At 59.7% G+C, this 17,095-nt stretch carries 23 protein-coding genes; 4 read left to right on the plus strand and 19 right to left on the minus strand.

What is annotated here, in order from left to right; genetic code table 11:
* The first annotated feature begins 296 nt into the window (after nucleotides 1–296).
* A complete protein-coding gene (gene rssB / locus V0R60_RS19655) occupies nucleotides 297–1,481 on the plus strand; it encodes a two-component system response regulator RssB (protein ID WP_330080592.1) in 1,185 nt (394 codons plus the stop codon).
* A complete protein-coding gene (rssC, locus tag V0R60_RS19660) occupies nucleotides 1,478–1,960 on the plus strand; it encodes an anti-sigma factor antagonist RssC (RefSeq protein ID WP_136475336.1) in 483 nt (160 codons plus the stop codon). The genes rssB and rssC overlap by 4 nt, the downstream gene beginning before the upstream one ends.
* Nucleotides 1,961–1,999: 39 nt before the next feature.
* Here rssC and V0R60_RS19665 read toward each other — a convergent pair whose 3' ends face one another.
* From V0R60_RS19665 to dusA, 3 genes are all read right to left on the minus strand, one after another.
* Nucleotides 2,000–3,904 (minus strand): alkaline phosphatase D family protein, encoded by a 1,905-nt coding sequence (locus V0R60_RS19665; protein WP_330080514.1) that lies wholly within the window; start codon nucleotides 3,902–3,904, stop codon nucleotides 2,000–2,002.
* A gap of 148 nt (nucleotides 3,905–4,052) precedes the next feature.
* Nucleotides 4,053–4,979: a transaldolase gene (gene tal / locus V0R60_RS19670; RefSeq protein WP_330080515.1), complete on the minus strand. Its 927-nt coding sequence runs from the start codon at nucleotides 4,977–4,979 to the stop codon at nucleotides 4,053–4,055.
* Between the two features lie 124 nt (nucleotides 4,980–5,103).
* A complete protein-coding gene (gene dusA / locus V0R60_RS19675) occupies nucleotides 5,104–6,114 on the minus strand; it encodes a tRNA dihydrouridine(20/20a) synthase DusA (protein WP_330080593.1) in 1,011 nt (336 codons plus the stop codon).
* 96 nt (nucleotides 6,115–6,210) lie between these two features.
* Here dusA and V0R60_RS19680 point away from each other — a divergent pair, with 96 nt between their 5' ends.
* Entirely contained in the window at nucleotides 6,211–7,353 is a 1,143-nt protein-coding gene (locus V0R60_RS19680; protein ID WP_330080516.1) for a tyrosine-type recombinase/integrase, read from the plus strand.
* Here V0R60_RS19680 and V0R60_RS19685 read toward each other — a convergent pair.
* The 11 genes from V0R60_RS19685 to V0R60_RS19735 all read right to left on the minus strand — a co-directional run bounded on the left by V0R60_RS19685 (nucleotide 7,322) and on the right by V0R60_RS19735 (nucleotide 13,066).
* On the minus strand, nucleotides 7,322–7,603 hold the full coding sequence (locus V0R60_RS19685; protein WP_330080517.1) for a pyocin activator PrtN family protein: 282 nt from the start codon (nucleotides 7,601–7,603) through the stop codon (nucleotides 7,322–7,324). The genes V0R60_RS19680 and V0R60_RS19685 overlap by 32 nt on opposite strands.
* A gap of 11 nt (nucleotides 7,604–7,614) precedes the next feature.
* On the minus strand, nucleotides 7,615–7,791 hold the full coding sequence (locus V0R60_RS19690) for a hypothetical protein (protein WP_330080518.1): 177 nt from the start codon (nucleotides 7,789–7,791) through the stop codon (nucleotides 7,615–7,617).
* A 37-nt stretch (nucleotides 7,792–7,828) separates the two neighbouring features.
* Nucleotides 7,829–8,380, minus strand: coding sequence for a hypothetical protein (locus V0R60_RS19695; RefSeq protein ID WP_330080519.1), 552 nt, complete (start codon nucleotides 8,378–8,380; stop codon nucleotides 7,829–7,831).
* A gap of 55 nt (nucleotides 8,381–8,435) precedes the next feature.
* A complete protein-coding gene (locus V0R60_RS19700) occupies nucleotides 8,436–8,747 on the minus strand; it encodes a hypothetical protein (protein WP_330080520.1) in 312 nt (103 codons plus the stop codon).
* 43 nt (nucleotides 8,748–8,790) lie between these two features.
* Nucleotides 8,791–9,126 (minus strand): hypothetical protein, encoded by a 336-nt coding sequence (locus V0R60_RS19705; protein ID WP_330080521.1) that lies wholly within the window; start codon nucleotides 9,124–9,126, stop codon nucleotides 8,791–8,793.
* A 94-nt stretch (nucleotides 9,127–9,220) separates the two neighbouring features.
* A complete protein-coding gene (locus tag V0R60_RS19710; RefSeq protein WP_330080522.1) occupies nucleotides 9,221–9,544 on the minus strand; it encodes a peptidoglycan recognition protein family protein in 324 nt (107 codons plus the stop codon).
* A complete protein-coding gene (locus tag V0R60_RS19715; protein ID WP_330080523.1) occupies nucleotides 9,541–9,795 on the minus strand; it encodes a hypothetical protein in 255 nt (84 codons plus the stop codon). Before V0R60_RS19715 ends, V0R60_RS19710 begins: the two co-directional genes overlap by 4 nt.
* Entirely contained in the window at nucleotides 9,792–10,130 is a 339-nt protein-coding gene (locus tag V0R60_RS19720) for a hypothetical protein (RefSeq protein WP_330080524.1), read from the minus strand. The genes V0R60_RS19715 and V0R60_RS19720 overlap by 4 nt, the downstream gene beginning before the upstream one ends.
* 90 nt (nucleotides 10,131–10,220) lie before the next feature.
* On the minus strand, nucleotides 10,221–11,279 hold the full coding sequence (locus tag V0R60_RS19725) for a hypothetical protein (RefSeq protein WP_330080525.1): 1,059 nt from the start codon (nucleotides 11,277–11,279) through the stop codon (nucleotides 10,221–10,223).
* 289 nt (nucleotides 11,280–11,568) lie between these two features.
* Nucleotides 11,569–11,781: a hypothetical protein gene (locus tag V0R60_RS19730; RefSeq protein ID WP_330080526.1), complete on the minus strand. Its 213-nt coding sequence runs from the start codon at nucleotides 11,779–11,781 to the stop codon at nucleotides 11,569–11,571.
* A 205-nt stretch (nucleotides 11,782–11,986) separates the two neighbouring features.
* Entirely contained in the window at nucleotides 11,987–13,066 is a 1,080-nt protein-coding gene (locus V0R60_RS19735; protein WP_330080527.1) for a DNA cytosine methyltransferase, read from the minus strand.
* A gap of 80 nt (nucleotides 13,067–13,146) precedes the next feature.
* Here V0R60_RS19735 and V0R60_RS19740 point away from each other — a divergent pair, with 80 nt between their 5' ends.
* A complete protein-coding gene (locus V0R60_RS19740; protein ID WP_330080528.1) occupies nucleotides 13,147–13,335 on the plus strand; it encodes a hypothetical protein in 189 nt (62 codons plus the stop codon).
* A 35-nt stretch (nucleotides 13,336–13,370) separates the two neighbouring features.
* Here the strand turns inward: V0R60_RS19740 and V0R60_RS19745 are convergent, their stop codons facing one another.
* The 5 genes from V0R60_RS19745 to V0R60_RS19765 all read right to left on the minus strand — a co-directional run bounded on the left by V0R60_RS19745 (nucleotide 13,371) and on the right by V0R60_RS19765 (nucleotide 17,094).
* Nucleotides 13,371–13,916, minus strand: a complete 546-nt coding sequence (locus V0R60_RS19745; protein WP_330080529.1) for a hypothetical protein — start codon at nucleotides 13,914–13,916, stop codon at nucleotides 13,371–13,373.
* A 481-nt stretch (nucleotides 13,917–14,397) separates the two neighbouring features.
* On the minus strand, nucleotides 14,398–14,964 hold the full coding sequence (locus V0R60_RS19750) for a hypothetical protein (protein ID WP_330080530.1): 567 nt from the start codon (nucleotides 14,962–14,964) through the stop codon (nucleotides 14,398–14,400).
* A 250-nt stretch (nucleotides 14,965–15,214) separates the two neighbouring features.
* Complete coding sequence (gene ssb, locus V0R60_RS19755; protein ID WP_330080531.1) at nucleotides 15,215–15,706, minus strand: single-stranded DNA-binding protein; 492 nt, start codon at nucleotides 15,704–15,706, stop codon at nucleotides 15,215–15,217.
* Nucleotides 15,707–15,719: 13 nt separating this feature from the next.
* Nucleotides 15,720–16,337 carry a lambda exonuclease family protein gene (locus V0R60_RS19760; protein ID WP_330080532.1) on the minus strand — a complete coding sequence of 206 codons (618 nt, stop codon included), beginning with the start codon at nucleotides 16,335–16,337 and terminating at the stop codon, nucleotides 15,720–15,722.
* Nucleotides 16,321–17,094 carry an ERF family protein gene (locus tag V0R60_RS19765; RefSeq protein ID WP_330080533.1) on the minus strand — a complete coding sequence of 258 codons (774 nt, stop codon included), beginning with the start codon at nucleotides 17,092–17,094 and terminating at the stop codon, nucleotides 16,321–16,323. Before V0R60_RS19765 ends, V0R60_RS19760 begins: the two co-directional genes overlap by 17 nt.
* Between the last annotated feature and the right edge of the window lies 1 nt (nucleotide 17,095).

The raw sequence follows: 17,095 nt of genomic DNA on the forward strand, positions 1-17,095 counted from the left end.
AAGCCTTTTTCTCCTACATCGGCTTTCCACCGTCCTTTCCATTGTGTTGCAGCTGCAGGCGTTTTTATAACTCCCGGTAATTTACCCAGCAAAGAGCAGCTGCGAGCATCGGCGTACCCTTGAAACCCCCGGCGGATGGGAGTACCGTCTGCGCCTTAGAGGGCACCTCTGCTAGTTGCCGGACAGCCTGTCTTGTCCTACAACTCATATAAGAGTGGCTAGAAGCGAATCCAGTACGTGTGCTCATGCCTTGTCGAGCCACCTACGCCAACCTAATTCTGGCGCCGTTTGCCCACATGCAGAATACCAGTGCAACGCTGCTGATAATCGATGACGACGACGTCGTGCGTGCGAGTCTCGCCGCCTACCTTGAAGACAGTGGCTTCAGTGTCCTGCAAGCGTGTAATGGCCAGCAGGGCCTCCAGGTCTTCGAAAAGGAACAGCCTGATCTAGTGATCTGCGATCTGCGCATGCCGCAAATGGGCGGTCTGGAGCTGATTCGCCAGGTTACCGAGCGCGCACCTGAATTGCCGGTGATCGTCGTTTCTGGCGCCGGAGTGATGAACGACGCGGTGGAGGCGTTGCGCCTGGGTGCAGCCGACTACCTGATCAAGCCCCTCGAAGACCTCGCAGTACTGGAGCACTCGGTACGCCGTGCGCTGGACCGTGCTCGCCTGGTGCTGGAAAACCAGCGTTACCGGGAGAAGCTCGAAACCGCCAACCGTGAACTGGAGGCCAGCCTGCACCTGTTGCAGGAAGACCAGACCGCTGGGCGCCAAGTGCAGATGAATATGCTGCCGGAAAGTCCGTGGGTGGCTGACGCGCTGTCGTTCGAGCACCAGATCATTCCATCCTTGTACCTGTCGGGCGACTTTGTCGATTATTTCCGCGTCGATGAGCGCCGTATTGCGTTCTACCTGGCAGACGTTTCCGGTCACGGGGCTTCCTCGGCGTTCGTCACTGTATTGTTAAAATTCATGACTACCCGGCTGTTGTTCGAATTCAAGCGCAATTCCAGATTGCGCGACTTCAAACCGTCGGAAGTACTTGGGCACATCAACCGCGGCCTGATCAATTGCAAGCTGGGCAAGCACGTGACCATGGTCGGTGGTGTGATCGATGAAGATACCGGGCTGATGACCTACAGCATCGGCGGCCATCTGCCGTTGCCGGTGCTTTACACCCCGGAGCAGTGCCGCTACCTGGAAGGTCGTGGGTTGCCGGTCGGGTTGTTCGACGAGGCGACTTACCAGGATCATGTTCTGGAATTGCCACCGACATTCAGCTTGACCTTGCTCTCTGATGGCATTCTGGATCTTTTGCCTGGAAAGACGCTCAAAGATAAAGAGGCGGCCTTGCCTGAAATAATAAAGGCCGCGGGGGGCAGCCTGGATGGGCTGCGCCAACGATTCGGATTGGCTACGCTTGGGGAGATGCCGGATGATATCGCCCTATTGGTGTTGAGCAGGAACCTTCAATGAGTATGGGAAGAATCCAGTTCGCTGAACAGAGCGGCACGTTCGTTCTGAAGTTCGTCGGCGAAGTGCGCCTTACCTTGTGTTCGGCGCTGGATGCGACTATTGAAAAGATCTTTACGGCGCTGGATTTCTCGGCGATTGTCATTGATCTGACTGAAGCAGAAAGTATCGACAGCACCACCTTGGGGCTGCTGGCCAAGCTCTCGATCCTGTCGCGGCAGAAGGTCGGCCTCTTGCCGACGGTGGTTACCACCAACCCGGATATCTCGCGGTTGCTGCAATCCATGGGCTTCGATCAGGTGTTCAACATCGTTGATCGGCCAATCCCTTGCCCAGAGTGCCTGACCGACCTCCCTTCCCAAGACCAGAGCGAAGACGTGGTGCGCTCCAAGGTGCTTGAGGCGCATAAAATCCTCATGGGCCTGAACGACTCCAATCGTGAAGCCTTCCATGACCTGGTCAACGCACTCGAGCGCACTTGATCTGGCCTGCAGGCGCCGCAGGGCGCCTGCTTCTACTGGTTAATCCGTTACCCTGGGTGGAAACTCTGTCGCTGCCGAGCCATCGGCATTGAGTTGGAAAATCTGCTGGGGTTGACCCTGTTCGTTGAAAAACACCTGGCCCAGGCCTGCGCTGTTCCACAGCCGTTCGCCCGCTTTGCTGTGGTTGGGCGTGCGCGGTATCACTTCCATCTGGCGGCGCTTGGTGAACCAGTTCAGAGGGGAATGCGGGGCGTAGAGCCAGCGATTGAGGCGGTCGAAAATGTCCAGAAGCCGCCGCGGAAACTCGTTCTTGATGCCACTGCTGGTGATCTGCCACAAGTGCGGGCTGCGCTGACGGTGGCGAATCAGTACTTCGTAGACGAACGAATAATGCACATCGCCCGATAGAATCACGTAGTGCCCCGGGGTTCGCGAGTGGCGGAAGATATTCAGAATGACTTGCGCCGAACCACGATGGGCCATCCAGTTTTCCGCATCGACCAATAGCGGATAGCCCAACCAACTGAACACCCGCTGCACTGTCTCTATCAGTTTGACGCCGAAGATCGGAGCCGGGGAGACGATGATCGCCGAGGGATGATCGAGCAGCGCTTGCTGCAGTTCGCACAGGGCTTCCCAATCGAGCAGGCCCGATGGCTTCTTCAAGTTGCTTTCACTGCGCCAGCGCCGCGTGCGGGTATCGAGCACCAACAAGGGTGGATTGCTCGGCAGCACGAATTGCCAGCCTTCAAAGCGCAGCAGCTCATCGATAAGGGTATCTTGCAGCGGCGAATCCAATTCCAGGTCCGCTTGGGCACTGCTACTCAGCGTCTGGCATTTGCTCACCAGCTCACGGCAGCTGTCGGGATCATTGCCCCAGCCCTGGCACAAAAGGTAGGCAAGCAGGGCATTGCCGATGATGCGTTTGGAGAAGGGATGACCATAAGCGGTCTCTTCCCATTGCGCTGACAGGTTCCAATCATCGGTGATGTCATGGTCGTCGAAGATCATCAGGCTGGGCAGGTGCGCCAGCACACGTGCTACGCCGCCAAGTCCGGCGACGAAGTCTTCTATCAGTTGCTGCTCGGCTCGGTAGCGCACTTGGCGCGGCTCGGTAAGCCCAGGCGGCATTTGCACGTCGATCAATGTCCAGGGCACCGGCGACCAGACCAGCAGGTACATGGCCATGACTTCGGCGAAGGTCACCAAGTGGTTATCGGCGTTACTGCTGGTAAAAATCGGTTTGCGCGTGCCGCCGAAGAAGCGTTCACGCAGAGTTTCGTTGCTTTCCAACGCCGGCAGCAGGTCGGCGCGATGATAGTAGCTTGCCGGGTGTCTGTAGAGCGCAGCGCTGTTTTCGACCACTGCGCCTTGCAGCTTTTCGTTGAACAGTCCCAGGCGTTCGATCAGAACATGGATGGCCCGCAACATGGGGCCGGCGACGTCGTCGGCGTAGACCTGGTCGCCGTTCATCATCAGTAGCGCTGGGCGAGCGTTGGGGTCGACACAGTCCATCAGCAAGCGATCAGCACACAGCAGGCCATCTGCAGCGGCGAAGTGGGGTTTGCGGCAAGACCCGTGAAGCAGTTGATCAATGCGCGAGCGCAGTACGAAATTGGGCTGGCTGGCACCTTTGTAAAGCAGGTGTGGCGCCCACTGTGCGATGCCTTGGCAGCCGTCGTCTGTGCTCAGGAGCAGGTCATAGTCGATTTGCACATCGTAGGGCAGGGCGCTGTCGAGATGGATATCGATCAGGTGCACGAACGCGTGCTGGCCGATGGCAATGACTTGGCACTCCAGGGTGGAGGTGATGTTCGCACAGCTCAATGACAAACGAGGATTCAGTTCTTGCGAACCAACCAGCCAGAACACCATACGGGTGGGTTCCAGGCGGCGCAGTAAAGGGCCAGCCAATACTGCTGGCAAGGGGGAGGGATCAGGCATCAACATCTCTAAGGGCACAAATCAAAAGCATCGCGGGTCACGCCCGCTCCAGTGCAGGAGCGGGCGTGACCCGCGATGAGGCCGTCAAGGCCGCAAAAAGGCAAGGATACTCAGCATTCTTCAGCTCAGTATCAAACCCGGCTTTGTATCAAACCTTTGCCGCCATCAACGCCTCAAGCTTCTCTTGATCGCGTGCGAACTGACGAATACCTTCGGCGAGCTTTTCGGTGGCCATCGCATCTTCGTTGGATGCCCAGCGAAATTGCGCTTCGTTGAGTTGCTGGCGCGGCTCACCGGCGTTGCCTGGCTTGAGAATACGTGGCAGTTCGCCTTGATCGTCGCTCAGCTGCTGCAGCAGCTCTGGGCTTATGGTCAAGCGGTCGCAGCCGGCCAGTTGTTCGATCTGGCCAATGTTGCGAAAGCTTGCACCCATGACCACGGTGTCATAGCCGTTGCTCTTGTAGTAGTTGTAGATGCGTGTAACCGACTGCACGCCTGGATCCTCAGCGCCGACGTAGTCAGTGCCGGTGGATTTTTTGTACCAGTCGTAGATGCGGCCCACGAACGGTGAAATCAGGAACACCCCGGCATCGGCGCAGGCTTGGGCCTGGGCGAAGGAAAACAGCAGGGTGAGGTTGGTCTGGATGCCTTCCTTTTCCAGTACTTCGGCAGCCCGAATACCTTCCCAGGTTGAGGCCAGCTTGATCAGTACGCGGTCGCGGCCGATCCCGGCTTGCTCGTAGAGTTCGATCAACTGCCGGGCCTTGGCCAGCAATGCCGGTTGATCGAAGGACAGGCGCGCATCGACCTCGGTGGAGATACGCCCGGGGATCACCTTGAGAATACCAGCACCCACGGCCACGGCGAAGGCGTCACAGGCACGGGCGACATCACCCTTGCTGTGCCCCACCGAATCCTTCAGCAGATCGGCGTAACCCGGCATGGCTGCAGCCTTGAGCAGCAGCGAAGGATTGGTGGTGGCATCGACCGGTTTCAGGCGGCTGATGGCATCGATATCACCAGTGTCGGCAACCACAGTGGTGAACTGCTTGAGTTGTTCCAGCTTGGAGGTCATGGGCGTGCTCTGTCCTGTGCAATGGATCGACATTACCCGAGCGCTGCCAGCGGCTCAAGCACTGGCTGGCAGGAGGGGCGAGGGGATAACACTTCGAGTCTGCAACCGCCCACAGGTTCCGGAACTAACGCCCTTGCAGCAGCTCGCCTGCCTGGTCCAGCAGCGCCAGAGGGTCGTTGCTTTTGTGGATATCGACCGAGAGCAACTGACGGAACTTGCGTGCCCCTGGGAAGCCCTGGCCAAGGCCGAGGATATGACGGGTGACATGATGCATCGCGCCGCCTGCAGCGAGATGCGCGGCGATGTACGGGCGCAACCTGGCCAGTGCCTCACTGCGGCTGATCACGGGTGCCTGACTGGCGAACAACTGCTGGTCGACCTGCGCCAGCACGTAAGGATTGTGATAAGCCTCGCGCCCGAGCATCACGCCGTCGAAGGTCTGCAAATGCTCCTGGCACTCGGCGAGCGTCTTGATGCCGCCGTTGAGGATGATCTCCAGCTCTGGGAAATCCGTCTTCAGTTGTGCGGCAACGTCATAGCGCAACGGCGGAATCTCGCGGTTCTCCTTCGGTGATAACCCTTCGAGAATCGCGATTCGTGCATGCACGGTAAAGCTGCGGCACCCGGCATCCCGTACCTGGCCGACGAAATCGCAGAGCTGCGCGTAGCTGTCGCGCCCATTGATCCCAATACGGTGTTTGACCGTCACAGGAATCTGCACCGCATCCTGCATCGCCTTGACGCAATCGCCCACCAACGCCGGATGCGCCATCAGGCAGGCACCGATCATATTGTTCTGCACCCGGTCGCTTGGGCAGCCGACGTTCAGATTGACCTCATCGTAGCCCGCACCCTCCGCCAGCTTGGCGCAGGCCGCCAGATCGGCCGGCACACTGCCACCCAATTGCAGGGCCAGGGGATGTTCGGCTTCGTCGTGGCGCAGGAAGCGTTCGGCATCGCCGTGCAACAAGGCACCGGTGGTGACCATCTCGGTGTAGAGCAATGCATTGCTCGAGAGCAGACGCAGGAAGAACCGGCAGTGGCGATCGGTCCAATCCATCATCGGTGCAACAGAAAATCGCCTAACTACCGAATCTATTGGGTGGGCCTGATTTTCTGGTGTTTCGGGGAGCATTCGGGTTTCTCTCATTATCTATCGTTTACTACCTTTTTTGCTTATTCTCCAAACCCTGTTGCTGAATTTCAGCAAAGGCAGATGAGGATTTAGCAAATGGGCACCATCACAACCCGCAAAAGGAAAGACGGGTCTACCACCTACGACGCCCAGATCAGGATTATGCGCAAGGGTGTGAAAGTCTATCAGGAAAGCCAGACCTTCGACCGGAAGACTACAGCCCAGGCCTGGATCAGGAAACGGGAGGCTGAACTGCACGAGCCTGGCGCTATCGCCAAGGCGAACCGGGACGGGGTCACGGTCAAGCATATGATTGACCGCTACCTTGACCAGTACGAGAAGCTTCGACCCCTCGGAAAGACCAAGCGAGCGACGCTCAATGCCATCAAGGAAACATGGCTGGGCGAAGTCACTGATACCGAACTGACCAGTCAGAAGCTTGTCGAGTACGCCATGTGGCGAATGGAGAACGACGGCATCCAGGCGCAGACCGTAGGAAACGACCTGGCCCATCTCGGCGCCGTGTTGTCCGTGGCAAGGCCCGCCTGGGGCTATGAAGTCGACCCGCACGCAATGCCGGACGCCCGGAAGGTGTTGCGCAAGATGGGCGCCGTCAGCAAAAGCCGTGAGCGAAACCGCCGGCCCACGCTGGACGAGCTCGACCGCATCCTCAAGTACTTCGACGAGATGCGCGACCGCCGCAAGCAGGAGATCGACATGCTGCGGGTGGTGCTATTTGCGCTGTTCTCGACCCGGCGCCAGGAGGAGATTACGCGGATACGCTGGGATGCTCTGAGCGAGAAGGACCATTCTGCCCTGGTCACAGACATGAAGAACCCGGGACAGAAATACGGGAACGACGTTTGGTGCCACATGCCGGATGAAGCATGGCGCATCCTGCAGTCGATGCCACGGGTGTCCGATGAGGTATTTCCGTACAAATCAAAGTCGATATCGGCATCCTTCACCAGGGCCTGCAACTTCCTTGAGGTGGGCGACCTGCACTTTCACGACCTGCGCCACGATGGCGTCAGTCGGTTATTCGAAATGGGGTGGGATATCCCGAAGGTGGCCTCTGTTTCCGGTCACCGGGATTGGAATTCGATGCGGCGCTATACGCACCTGCGGGGGAATGGCGATCCATATAAAGGATGGGAATGGATCGATAAGGTGATAACGGGCCCCGTGATCGAGGCCCAGAAGAGGATCAAGAGACGCGTCGAAGACCGCGACCCATGAGCTTGTTGTGCTCGGTCTTGGCCTTGGCGTGCTGGGTATCGAGGTAGGCGGCCAGGTCGTTCAGGTGTACGCCGCGGGCAGACTTTTGGCTTGATTCCATGCAGACCAGCGGCAGGTTGATTTCGCCTCGGGCGACCTTGCCCTTCATCTTCTCCGGGGTCAGGTGGCTGAAGTAGTCGAGGCAAACGCGCTCAAGCGGGATGATTGCCTGTCCACCGTACTGGGCCATGAGCAGGAAATAGGTATTCATCTGGTGCCTCCTCAGGCCAAGAAATGATGCCCGACCGCTGCCGCGCAGGCGGCTTCCTCGGTGCGGAACATAAGGTGGGTTTTACTGGTCCGGCCATAGGCCTCGTATTCAACGTCAACCCACCAGGCGCCGAACTTGCGATAAGGCGCGCCCAGGATCTTGCTGACGTAGCAGTCGATCAGGTTCATGGATGGCTCCACGCCGCCGGTGGCGGCAGGTTGGTGGTCAGGCCAGCAGGACTTCGCGCACGACTTCCCAGAGTCGGGCTGCGGGCCACTGGTAGCGGTCGAAGTCCGTGTCTGGCTGGATGCCGTGGCGGCAGGTGGAATGGGCGCCGGCCGGGTACTCGCCGCGCTTCTGCATGATGGTGGCCACGCGGCCGTCACCGCCTGGCTCTGTGCGGTGGTACGCATAGGCCTGGGTGTTGTAGTCGTTCCCGGCCTCGATCTTGAAGGAGGTTTCGTGCACCAGGTCGGCGCGCCCGTCTGGCGTCCAGGGCCGGCCGCCGTTGGCGGTGCGCTTGCCTTCGTGGAGGTACAGCACGAATTCCCCTTCGGGGTTATGCATCAGCCAGTAGCAGTGATTGATCTGCGTGCCGACCAGCACCCGGGAGATGAAGTTGAAGCGATGATCGTGGATCGCCGAGTGCTCGAAGCAGGCGCGGCGGGGCAGTTCTGGGTGCCACACGTGCAGGCGCTGGTCGCCCTGCAGTTGCACCTGGACAAAGCCCAGGCCGTGTAGCGTGATTTTGTCCGTCATCACGTCGTCGATGATCATGGCAATAGCTCTCCATGCCCGCGCATGTCGTCGGGCTTGAGTAGTAGGGGGAGGGTTAGCGTTGGCGGTCGAAGAAGTTGCCGTCACTACGCTGGAATGTCAGGTGTGCCCACTGGCGAGCGGCGTTGCCGGCTTGGACGAGGGACGTTGCATCGGTCGAATAGCCGGCATGCAGTACCTCGTCGCCGGCTGCACTGCTGAGCACGATCATGGCTGCCAGCGGCTCGCGCTCCACCTCGTTGCCTTCAATGTGCTGCGCAACTTGCCGGAACCAATCGGCCAGCTTCTTCCGCTCCGCCTGGTTGGCCAGCACTTGGTTGTTGTGGGCTCGGCGCTTAAGCGGAAACTGGAAGACTTCGGCGCTCATCGCGGCCCCCTGTAGATCAGATAGGCCATGTAGGCGAGGGCGATCATGGCTTCCACCTCTTGCCTACGCGATACACCGTCATCATGTTGTGATGGAGTGGCACTTTCAGGACGTGGTCGAAGAACTCGCCCTTTCCAGAGATGAATCCGGTCGGCACCTTTGTTTCTCCGGTGCCGAATTCACGCCAGCACTCTTCGCCGCCGTTCTTTTCCCAGTAAGCGCGCTCCCGCTTTGGGATTTCATCGTAGGTTTTTTCGAACACAGAGATATCCGGGATATCGCAGATCCGGCGCCACGCGGGATTTCGTTTGCACCAGTCTGCGGCATGCTGAGAGGCTTGATCTGCAGAGTAGAATTCCTTGGTGCTTTGTTCGGTCACGGCATCACCTCCTTCGGCGGATGAACCGGGCACGGCCAGCGCAGTGAGCCGTCGCCGGATGGACAGGTGCAGGTCTTCGCTTCGACCAGGTCGGTCATGCTCGCCTCCGCTCGGGGTTGCCGTAGATGTCATACTCAGGCCGCGCCGGCGGGTACGCCTCTGCCGTCAGCGCTTGGTCTATGGCCGCGCGCAAGTTCTCGTTGTAGTTCTCACCGAGCACGCGCCGGTTTGGCTTGCCCATGTAGTGGCCGATGATCTCGATACCGATGCTGTAATCGCCGTCCATGCCATTGGAATGGCTTTCGAAGCTGACATCCCAGCAGCACGACTCCAGTGCGCTGAGTCGGTCCCGGTCGCGCCGCAGCTCGGCCAGCTCTTCGCTGGAGACGATGGTGAAACTGGTCTTCTTCTTGCTCACAGCTCATACCTCTCATCAATCCAGCGCCCAGGCGCCAGTGCGGGTGTAGGTCCGTTGTCCTGCTTTTCGTGCGGGGAGAGCTGGCGCTCGTTGCCGGCCTGCAGCTGGCTGTCGGGGATGCAGAAGATCGCCGACTCGTTGAGGATGTAGCAGGTGACGCCGCGGCGGGCGTCGTGCTGCACGTCGATGTAGCGCTCGTTTGCGCTGGCGCCGGTGGCCAGCAGCAGGAGGCAGAGGGCGAGGCGGGTCACGGCAGTTCTCCCACTTTGGCTGCAGCGTGAACAATGGCTCGACGCGTGCAATCTCGAAGATCGCCGGAGACCGGCACATATAGGCCCTCATCCAGGTCACCGCTGTAGACATCGACGCCGCCGGCGTTGATTTCGATGTTCAGCCGAAGCTCAACCGCCAGTTTCAGCGCATCACCGTCGTTGATGAGTGGGTTCCAGTGGGCACGGACGCCGGACTGGCCTTTCAGGCGGAACGGCCACTTTGGGTCGCGGCAGGTGCAGGGCTCGATATCCAAGCCACCACCCTTGGCGGCCAGCTTCAGCAGTTCGTGATCCAGGTTCTTTTCTTCGGGCACGATGATTCCTTGGCCGCCATATCGCGGCAGTGAATAGAGGGGAGAGGGGTTACAGCTTGGAGTACAGATGTGCTCTTCACGAGCCGCGGCTTACTCGCCCTGGTTGGCCAGTGCGTTCAGTCGCTGGAAGGAGGTGCCGGGGATGCCGTGGGCGCGCTCGTCTGGTGGCACGTCCTCGTCGCGCAGGTCGTACCGCTTGAGCAGGTCGATCAGCTGGCGCTGGTCATGGATGGCCTGGATGCAAGGGCGGCCGGGTAGATCGTCTGGCTTCTCGAAGCAGATCCGGTCATAGCCATTGCCGCCGACATGCCAGGCGATCGGTGCGCTCGGCTCTGCGCTGGCGGATAGGGCGACAAAGGTGCGCAACTCTTTAACGAAGTCGTGTTCTTCTTCAGGATCAAAGGACTTGAAGCCCTCATCCATACCCATGCAAACACGCTGGTTCAGGCAGTATTCGACCATGCCTACCAACGTTGAATAGGCCTCCTGCCCAAGCACGCGGATAGGGTGCGGCCCATCCCGCTCGGCCAGCTGGGCCTCCATGGCCGCAACTTTATTGGCTGATCGGTCGTACTCGCCCTTTGCCTCCCCAAGCTCAGACTTCAGCTGCTCGATGACTCTCATCTTCTCGCCGGCCACGGCCTCCAAGCGCACATTAGGATCAGCATTGGTGTAGAGCTTGGCGCCGAGCCTTGGCATGCGCCCAGCTGCCCAAGCTATCTCATGCAGCCCTTTTCCGAACGCCACAACTTCGCCCACCGGCTCGCCCTGACATTTCTCGGCAGTTGCGATGCCGGTCATCGGCCCCAAGCCTACAATCGACAGCCCAGTCTCCGCCGCATCCCTCTCTGCCTCTTCTTTGGTCCACCAGATGGCAGTACCAACCATCCAGGCTATTGGTTCGGGGTGGGGACGCGGGGCTGGCGCCTGTCCAGCGATCTGCGCGACTCCAATACGCAGGTGCTGGCGAGCTTGGGCATGTGCCATTTCGTGGGGCGTGGCTTCACGAACCGAGTAGGGCAGTCCTCCATCAATTTTCCTGAACACCCAGCCGTAGTGGCTGAGATTCTTGTCCATCTGGATCAGGTGCAGGCCGTCGTCGCAGGCTATCCAGCCCTCGGTGTTGCTGGATCGGTTTTCTGTGGGCATGGGGATACCTCGCTGTACAATTAAAGGTTCTTACCTGGAGAGAATAAAAATGGCGGGTAGCAGGGAAGTCCAACTTAGAAGTGCGTTGACTGCGTTGATAGCTGCAGCAGGGAGCCATGGCCTCGACATGGACCTACTTACCAAGAGCGCAATTGCACGATTGTTCAGTGCTGATGGTGGTGGAAAGTCCGATGGTAAGCGCACCTCTGCCGCTGTAGAGGAGCTGGAGATCGCGCTCGGGCGTGCCAAAAAGCTGTAGTCGACTCAAGCTTTATGCGATGCATGCTACTTAGGCGACTTTCGGCGTTACTTCTTGCGGGTAGTCTATCCAGCCAACCTTCGGCATCTTGGTTTTCTGATTGATCACCGGCTTGCCTTTGGCGTCGGTAATCACGCACTTAGCCCTGATACGCAGGTCGCGGCACTGGCCTGTCTTCCGTGCAAGCTCCATGAACTGCTTGGCGTACTGCGGTGCGTCGAGCATCTGGCTCAGCTGCTTCACTTTCTCGCCGGCCATGATCTTGGCGGCGCATTCCGCAACGGCTTCATTCCACTCGGCAAGCGTTAGCTCAAGGGCTACCCCCCCCCACCTTGCCGCTTGCCTTGGTGGTCTTGGTGATCTTCCTGGCCTCAGCCAGCGCTACGTCGGCGGTCATGCCGAAGACTGCGAATGTGCTCATGGTTATCTCCGGGCGCCTCGCTGGCGCTCACAGTGTTTCGAGATACGCGGCTATGAACTGCGTTGCCGCTTCAGCATTGATGGCGTTTCCGTAGGCGCGCAGTCGTCCCACTCGACCGGGAGCCCCATGAGCCAACGGGAATGTGCTGGGTTCAACTGGCCGCCACTTTCCATCCCGGCAGAAGAGCCAGTCAGCGTCTCGCCAGAGGCCGTTAACCGGGCCGCCATTGCGGTGCTGATCTGCTGCCCCTTGGATATGCGCTTCATCACTACCGGCAAGGTGGCATCCGCCTTGTTCCCGTCGGTAGCTAGCGGGGTAGGCCAGCCCGATAGGCTCGCTGAGCCTGCTAGTGTCTCCAGTCCCCGCTGCGTTTCTGGTTGGCTCTTGGAGTTGGCAGTCGGTGTCGGCCAACCGCACAGGTAAGCTTGCCGAGGTAACTGGTCGTTGCGGTCCTTGCCGTCGCGCTGTGCCACCATGCCCGGCGTATCTTTCCAGTCCCGTGTAGTTGGCGTGGTCCAGCCGGACAATGCGGCAATCTGGTTCAGAGGGCGCCCTGTGTCCCACGGTCGAGCGTCCTTTGCTCCGCGACTGGCGTCCGCTGCCGTTGGCGTTGGCCACCCAGTACGTTCTATCTCGGATGTGCGGCGCACCGACGCCCGCAGACGGGAACGCGATAGCCCCGAAGGCATAATCCATGGTTTCCAGGTCAGCTTGTACAAGGTCGAGCCAAGGCTCTGAGTCCTTGCTTGCAACCTGTTCTCCAAAGAGCTCTGCAGGTTTTCGCTCACGGATGAGCCAGGCGAACGCTGGCCACAGGTGGCGAGGATCATCAAACCCATCTCCTTGGCCTGCCGAGGAGAAAGGTTGGCACGGACAGGAACCGGTCCAAACAGGTCGATCATCTGGCCAGCCGGCGCGACGAAGGGAGTGGGACCAAACGCCGATACCGGCGAAGAAATGACACTGGGTGTAAGGCTTGAGGTCATCAGGGTGAACATCCTCGATCGATCGTTCGTCGACGTCGCCTGGTGCTATATTCCCCCCCGCGATGAGGTTGCGTAGCCACTGGGCGGCGTATGGGTCAATTTCGTTGTAGTACGCAGCCATAGGCGTTCCTCGCCGGGGTGGCGTGATTCATGAAAGAGAGGTATCAATTGATGCTCGACGCAACCTGACTGGAGCCCGACATGACCCTGCAAAGCGATACAGATGCTCTTGCGGCAATAGAGGAAGAGGCCGAGAGAATGCTGAAACAGCTTGGTCTTCCAGACGACAAGCAGAAGCTTGAGGTGGTCATTGGTCTGCGGCAGATCATTGCCATTGCCCGGTACAGGTCAGGCATGGACTTGAGCGAGGCAGACCTACGAGAACGCTGAAGTAGGCCCGGGCGCTGGCGGGCAGCGCAGGAGGGTCAGGCGGCGACCGGAAACTGTTGTCTCAGAGCCTGCTGCGCCGTCGCGATGATGCGGCAAAGGTAGGCCCAATCTGGGTTTGGCTCCATGGCATCGGCTGGCAGGTTCCACCAGTCGTCACCGAACACGCGGTGCATGAACTCGCGGTGGGCGCCGCCGCACTCATCGAGCGAGCTGGTATGGCTAACATCCTCGGCCTCGTCGAACAGGCTCCGAGCATCCTCGCCATCCAGGTCCTGATCACGCCGCAGTTGCACGATCAGCTGCCGCGCCTTGTCGGCCAGCACCTCAGCGCTGAACCGTCTAGAACTCAGCGACCGGTCGAAGTAGCCGATGATGTAAGCGGGGTTCAGCTTGCAGAAAAACTGGCCGATGGTCAGGCCATCCCACATACCGCCCCAGTAGGCGTGCCAGGTCTTGTCGTAGCAGCTGACGGTGATCTTGCCTTTGCAGGGGGCGAGGTCTTCCAGGTAGATGCTGATCGGGTCCAGGCCGTCGACGCCTGTGATGTGCAGCTTGGTGACTGTCGATGTCTCGACGTTCATGGCTTTCTCCATGCATGCGCCGCCCTCCGTGGCCGGATGCGGCATGGTGGCAATTTGGTTTGGGATGGGGTATTACGGGTGACCGGCATGGGGCCGGATCAAGGGAGCTGCAAATGCTGACGATCCAAGAGAGCCAAATCGCGGAAACGGCCCTGCATAGATACCGACTCATTTATGTTGCGGACCAGCGAGCGGAGAACCCAACTTTGATCTATGAGGCCCGTCCGATAGCTGAGCTGGTCGCCAGCGCGAACAGTGGTACTCAGTTGGCCTCGGAGACCGCAGTGATCTGCGTTGATGACCCAACACCCCAGGCATGCGAGAGGATTCAGGCGGCAGTGTATGCCAAGCTTGGCTTGAACTAGGCTTGCGGCCTGATGATCTCGTCGCCAAGATCGCGCCTCAGCTCCACCATGCTGGCTTCGTTGAACTGACGCGCTAGCTTTGGCGATATCTCAAAAGCTGGGGCGTTAGGTTGAAGTCAGGCCTGCTCGGTGAGCAACAGAAGGCCTTTGTCGTCCGGGTCGCTACCCAGCCAGATGTCAGGCGCTCGGACCTGGCGCTGCATTCGCCATTCGTCCAGGGTGCGCGCCACAGAATTGCTGATTGCGAATTTGTGGCGCGGCGGCAAAGTAAACAGTGTGAGGGACTGAATCGGCCCGAGAGCATGTGCCCGCTCAATCAGAACGCGGATGATGAAGCTTCGGTCGGCAGCGTTGATCCATTCGCCCATCGAATCCAGCGCCTGGACAGTGCCGCGACGCGCCATGAGCCGGATCTCGACTCGATTTGCTGGCGCATGCTGGTCACTTTCGATTTCCAGGTGGGCGCCGGCGGCGAAGAATGGAAACTTCGACCTGCCGAGTGAGTGCGCGTTGTAGATCAGCAGGGTCAGTGCCTCACCACTCTCCTCAATCTCGGCCCAGGCCATCAGATCGGAAAGCTGTCTGGCGTGTGACACACCAACCTTCAGCCTCAGGTCTTGCTCCCCCAGCAGAGCTGCCTTCTCGCGCCGACGCTCGTCGCGCTCCTGCGGCGTCATCGCCATAGACCACCTCCTTCAATCCGCTAGGCGGCAAGTGAACCTGTGCCCGGCGCTGGTGGCGCTGCAGGGCCATTCGTTTGAGTTTCATGGGATAGCTCCATATCGGTGTCGTGCCAGCCTGCAAGCCACCAGCCTCCGTCTACGGTCATGTTTCCGTAGGGCTGGGAGAGGCGGCACTTTCCGTCTTGGCGGCAGACCCGGCCTTGGTAATAGGCCGTGGGGTAGATGAGGCGGAACCTTCGGGCCTTCATGGCTACGCACCAGTCAGGTAATGCAGCGGGGCGAAGGGGATGTCGTCGTCGAAGCTGTCGAAGTCCGGGCCCGGGACGCCTTGTTGATTCTGTGGTTGCGCTTGCGGTCGGGCCTGCTGGCGCTGCTGCTGAGGCCGGGATTGTTGCTGCTGGCTACTTTGCTGTGCCTGCTGCGGCGGGCTGCCTGCAAACTTGATGATGATCACGCGGCCGGTGAGTTTCACGCCCTGGGAGTGGTCGGCCTTTATGTAGGTTTCGACGTGGGCGTCGTCTATGGTGAAGTGCACTTGCTGTCCTTTGAGCAAGTAAGGCGCCATCGCCTCGGCCTGCTTGCCCCAGAGCGTTGCATCTACCCACTGGGTAGGGCGCTTCCCGTCTTGACCCTTGCGACCGTATTCGCAGGCGATAGCCAGGTTGCAGACGGGGTCTCCGTTTGGCGTGAAGCGCAGTTCGGCGTCTCGGCCGATGCGGCCGATGTCAGTAAGAGTAGGCATCATGATTCCTTGGTTATGCGGCCAGGCCGAGCACCTTGTTCATGCGCTCGTCGAGGATTTCGTAGAAAGTCTTCACCCGTTCGGTGAGCTTGCGGATCATGGCTTCGTCGCGGTACGCGCGTTTGACGAAGAGCGGCATTCCGGGCCAGTAGCTGATGAAGTCCAGCCACTCGCGGTCGGAGACCCACAGACCGCCCTGGCACTGGGCGACATGCTCTTTCGGAACCTCACCAGCCAGGATCACGCCAACCTGAAACTTGGGAAGCTTGGTCTTGATCTCGGTGAGGCCGTTGTCGCCGACCAGGGCGTCAGGCGAGTAGCCGATGCCGTGGTTCAAGATGATTCCCACGGACCGAGTCTTGAGGCTTTCGCGGTCCTCATACAGGCTTCGCGCGACGCCCTCCAGTTCATGACCTCGGATGGTTGCCTTGGTCTGAAAAGGAATTTCGGCGGCCTCTTCGGTGATGCGCTCACCAATCAGCTGGTCCATGTAGGTGAAGGCTGCCACGCCGAAACCTGCTTCCCCCTTGCCGCTGACCAGCAGGCAATCCAGTTCCGAGCAGGTGATGATGCCCAGGCGCAGTGCCAGCCACTCCGGCGTGCCTTGCTCGATATCAGTGATGATCTGCATTAGTGTTCTCCTCGCTCGCAGCTTCGTGCTGCTTCACAGACTTGCTCAGCATCCCCAACACCTGGTCGAACGCTGCTTTCTCAACTGCGGATGGGGTGCCGTGGATGCTGGCGAATGCGGCCTTGGCTTTATCGCTGCAGCGCTCCAGCAGCATGGCCAGCTGGGTGGCCTGCACCGAAGTCACCCGCGGCGTCACGACTGCGCCGTTGCCATCGTCATCCTCACCAGTGGTGGTGAAGTTGAGCAGGGCACCGGCGGTGTACCGCTTGCCGTAGCTCACGCTGGAGGCCACAGCCTGGACGCCGTTCTTGCTGCCGGTGGTATCGGCCGGCAGTACCAGGGAGGTGGTTTCCCGGTGTCCGGCGCGGTGGCTCAGGACACCCTCGACCTCGATGCCACGCTCGTTGCGTGGTGTGCGGAAGGACAGGGCGAATCCATGTCGGGCGAGAACGGGCTTGATCATCTCGTTGATGTCTTCCCAGAGCGCATAGGTGCTCTGGATGCGACCGGTCTTGTCCTTGATGCCTCCACGCTCGCCGATCACCGGCAGCTCTTCCTGCATGGCGGCCAGTGCCTCGTCGAACTGCTGCTTGGCCTGCTGGGCCTGGATGTTCTGGTGCATGATCATCAGGCGTTCCATCTTGTCGATGTCGGCGGTTGGCGACATGGCCACCTGTTGGATGATCTGCAGAATGGTCACCGACTCGGCGGCGATCACTGGGGTATTGGCCTGTTCGACTCGGGCGACGTTGCTCATG

This window comes from Pseudomonas auratipiscis (genome assembly GCF_036324085.1).
Lineage (GTDB): Bacteria > Pseudomonadota > Gammaproteobacteria > Pseudomonadales > Pseudomonadaceae > Aquipseudomonas > Aquipseudomonas auratipiscis.

Bases quoted from the DNA above. Each gene is read 5' to 3' on its own strand.
- V0R60_RS19665 (WP_330080514.1), bottom strand. From the start codon at position 3,904: ATGCCTGATCCCTCCCCCTTGCCAGCAGTATTGGCTGGCCCTTTACTG.
- V0R60_RS19680 (WP_330080516.1), top strand. From the start codon at position 6,211: ATGGGCACCATCACAACCCGCAAAAGGAAAGACGGGTCTACCACCTAC.
- ssb (WP_330080531.1), bottom strand. From the start codon at position 15,706: ATGCCTACTCTTACTGACATCGGCCGCATCGGCCGAGACGCCGAACTG.
- V0R60_RS19685 (WP_330080517.1), bottom strand. From the start codon at position 7,603: ATGAATACCTATTTCCTGCTCATGGCCCAGTACGGTGGACAGGCAATC.
- V0R60_RS19735 (WP_330080527.1), bottom strand. From the start codon at position 13,066: ATGGCTGCGTACTACAACGAAATTGACCCATACGCCGCCCAGTGGCTA.
- V0R60_RS19760 (WP_330080532.1), bottom strand. From the start codon at position 16,337: ATGCAGATCATCACTGATATCGAGCAAGGCACGCCGGAGTGGCTGGCA.
- V0R60_RS19765 (WP_330080533.1), bottom strand. From the start codon at position 17,094: ATGAGCAACGTCGCCCGAGTCGAACAGGCCAATACCCCAGTGATCGCC.
- dusA (WP_330080593.1), bottom strand. From the start codon at position 6,114: ATGCTCCCCGAAACACCAGAAAATCAGGCCCACCCAATAGATTCGGTA.
- V0R60_RS19700 (WP_330080520.1), bottom strand. From the start codon at position 8,747: ATGAGCGCCGAAGTCTTCCAGTTTCCGCTTAAGCGCCGAGCCCACAAC.
- V0R60_RS19695 (WP_330080519.1), bottom strand. From the start codon at position 8,380: ATGATCATCGACGACGTGATGACGGACAAAATCACGCTACACGGCCTG.
- tal (WP_330080515.1), bottom strand. From the start codon at position 4,979: ATGACCTCCAAGCTGGAACAACTCAAGCAGTTCACCACTGTGGTTGCC.
- V0R60_RS19725 (WP_330080525.1), bottom strand. From the start codon at position 11,279: ATGCCCACAGAAAACCGATCCAGCAACACCGAGGGCTGGATAGCCTGC.
- V0R60_RS19690 (WP_330080518.1), bottom strand. From the start codon at position 7,791: ATGAACCTGATCGACTGCTACGTCAGCAAGATCCTGGGCGCGCCTTAT.
- V0R60_RS19745 (WP_330080529.1), bottom strand. From the start codon at position 13,916: ATGAACGTCGAGACATCGACAGTCACCAAGCTGCACATCACAGGCGTC.
- rssB (WP_330080592.1), top strand. From the start codon at position 297: ATGCAGAATACCAGTGCAACGCTGCTGATAATCGATGACGACGACGTC.
- V0R60_RS19750 (WP_330080530.1), bottom strand. From the start codon at position 14,964: ATGGCGATGACGCCGCAGGAGCGCGACGAGCGTCGGCGCGAGAAGGCA.
- V0R60_RS19740 (WP_330080528.1), top strand. From the start codon at position 13,147: ATGACCCTGCAAAGCGATACAGATGCTCTTGCGGCAATAGAGGAAGAG.
- rssC (WP_136475336.1), top strand. From the start codon at position 1,478: ATGAGTATGGGAAGAATCCAGTTCGCTGAACAGAGCGGCACGTTCGTT.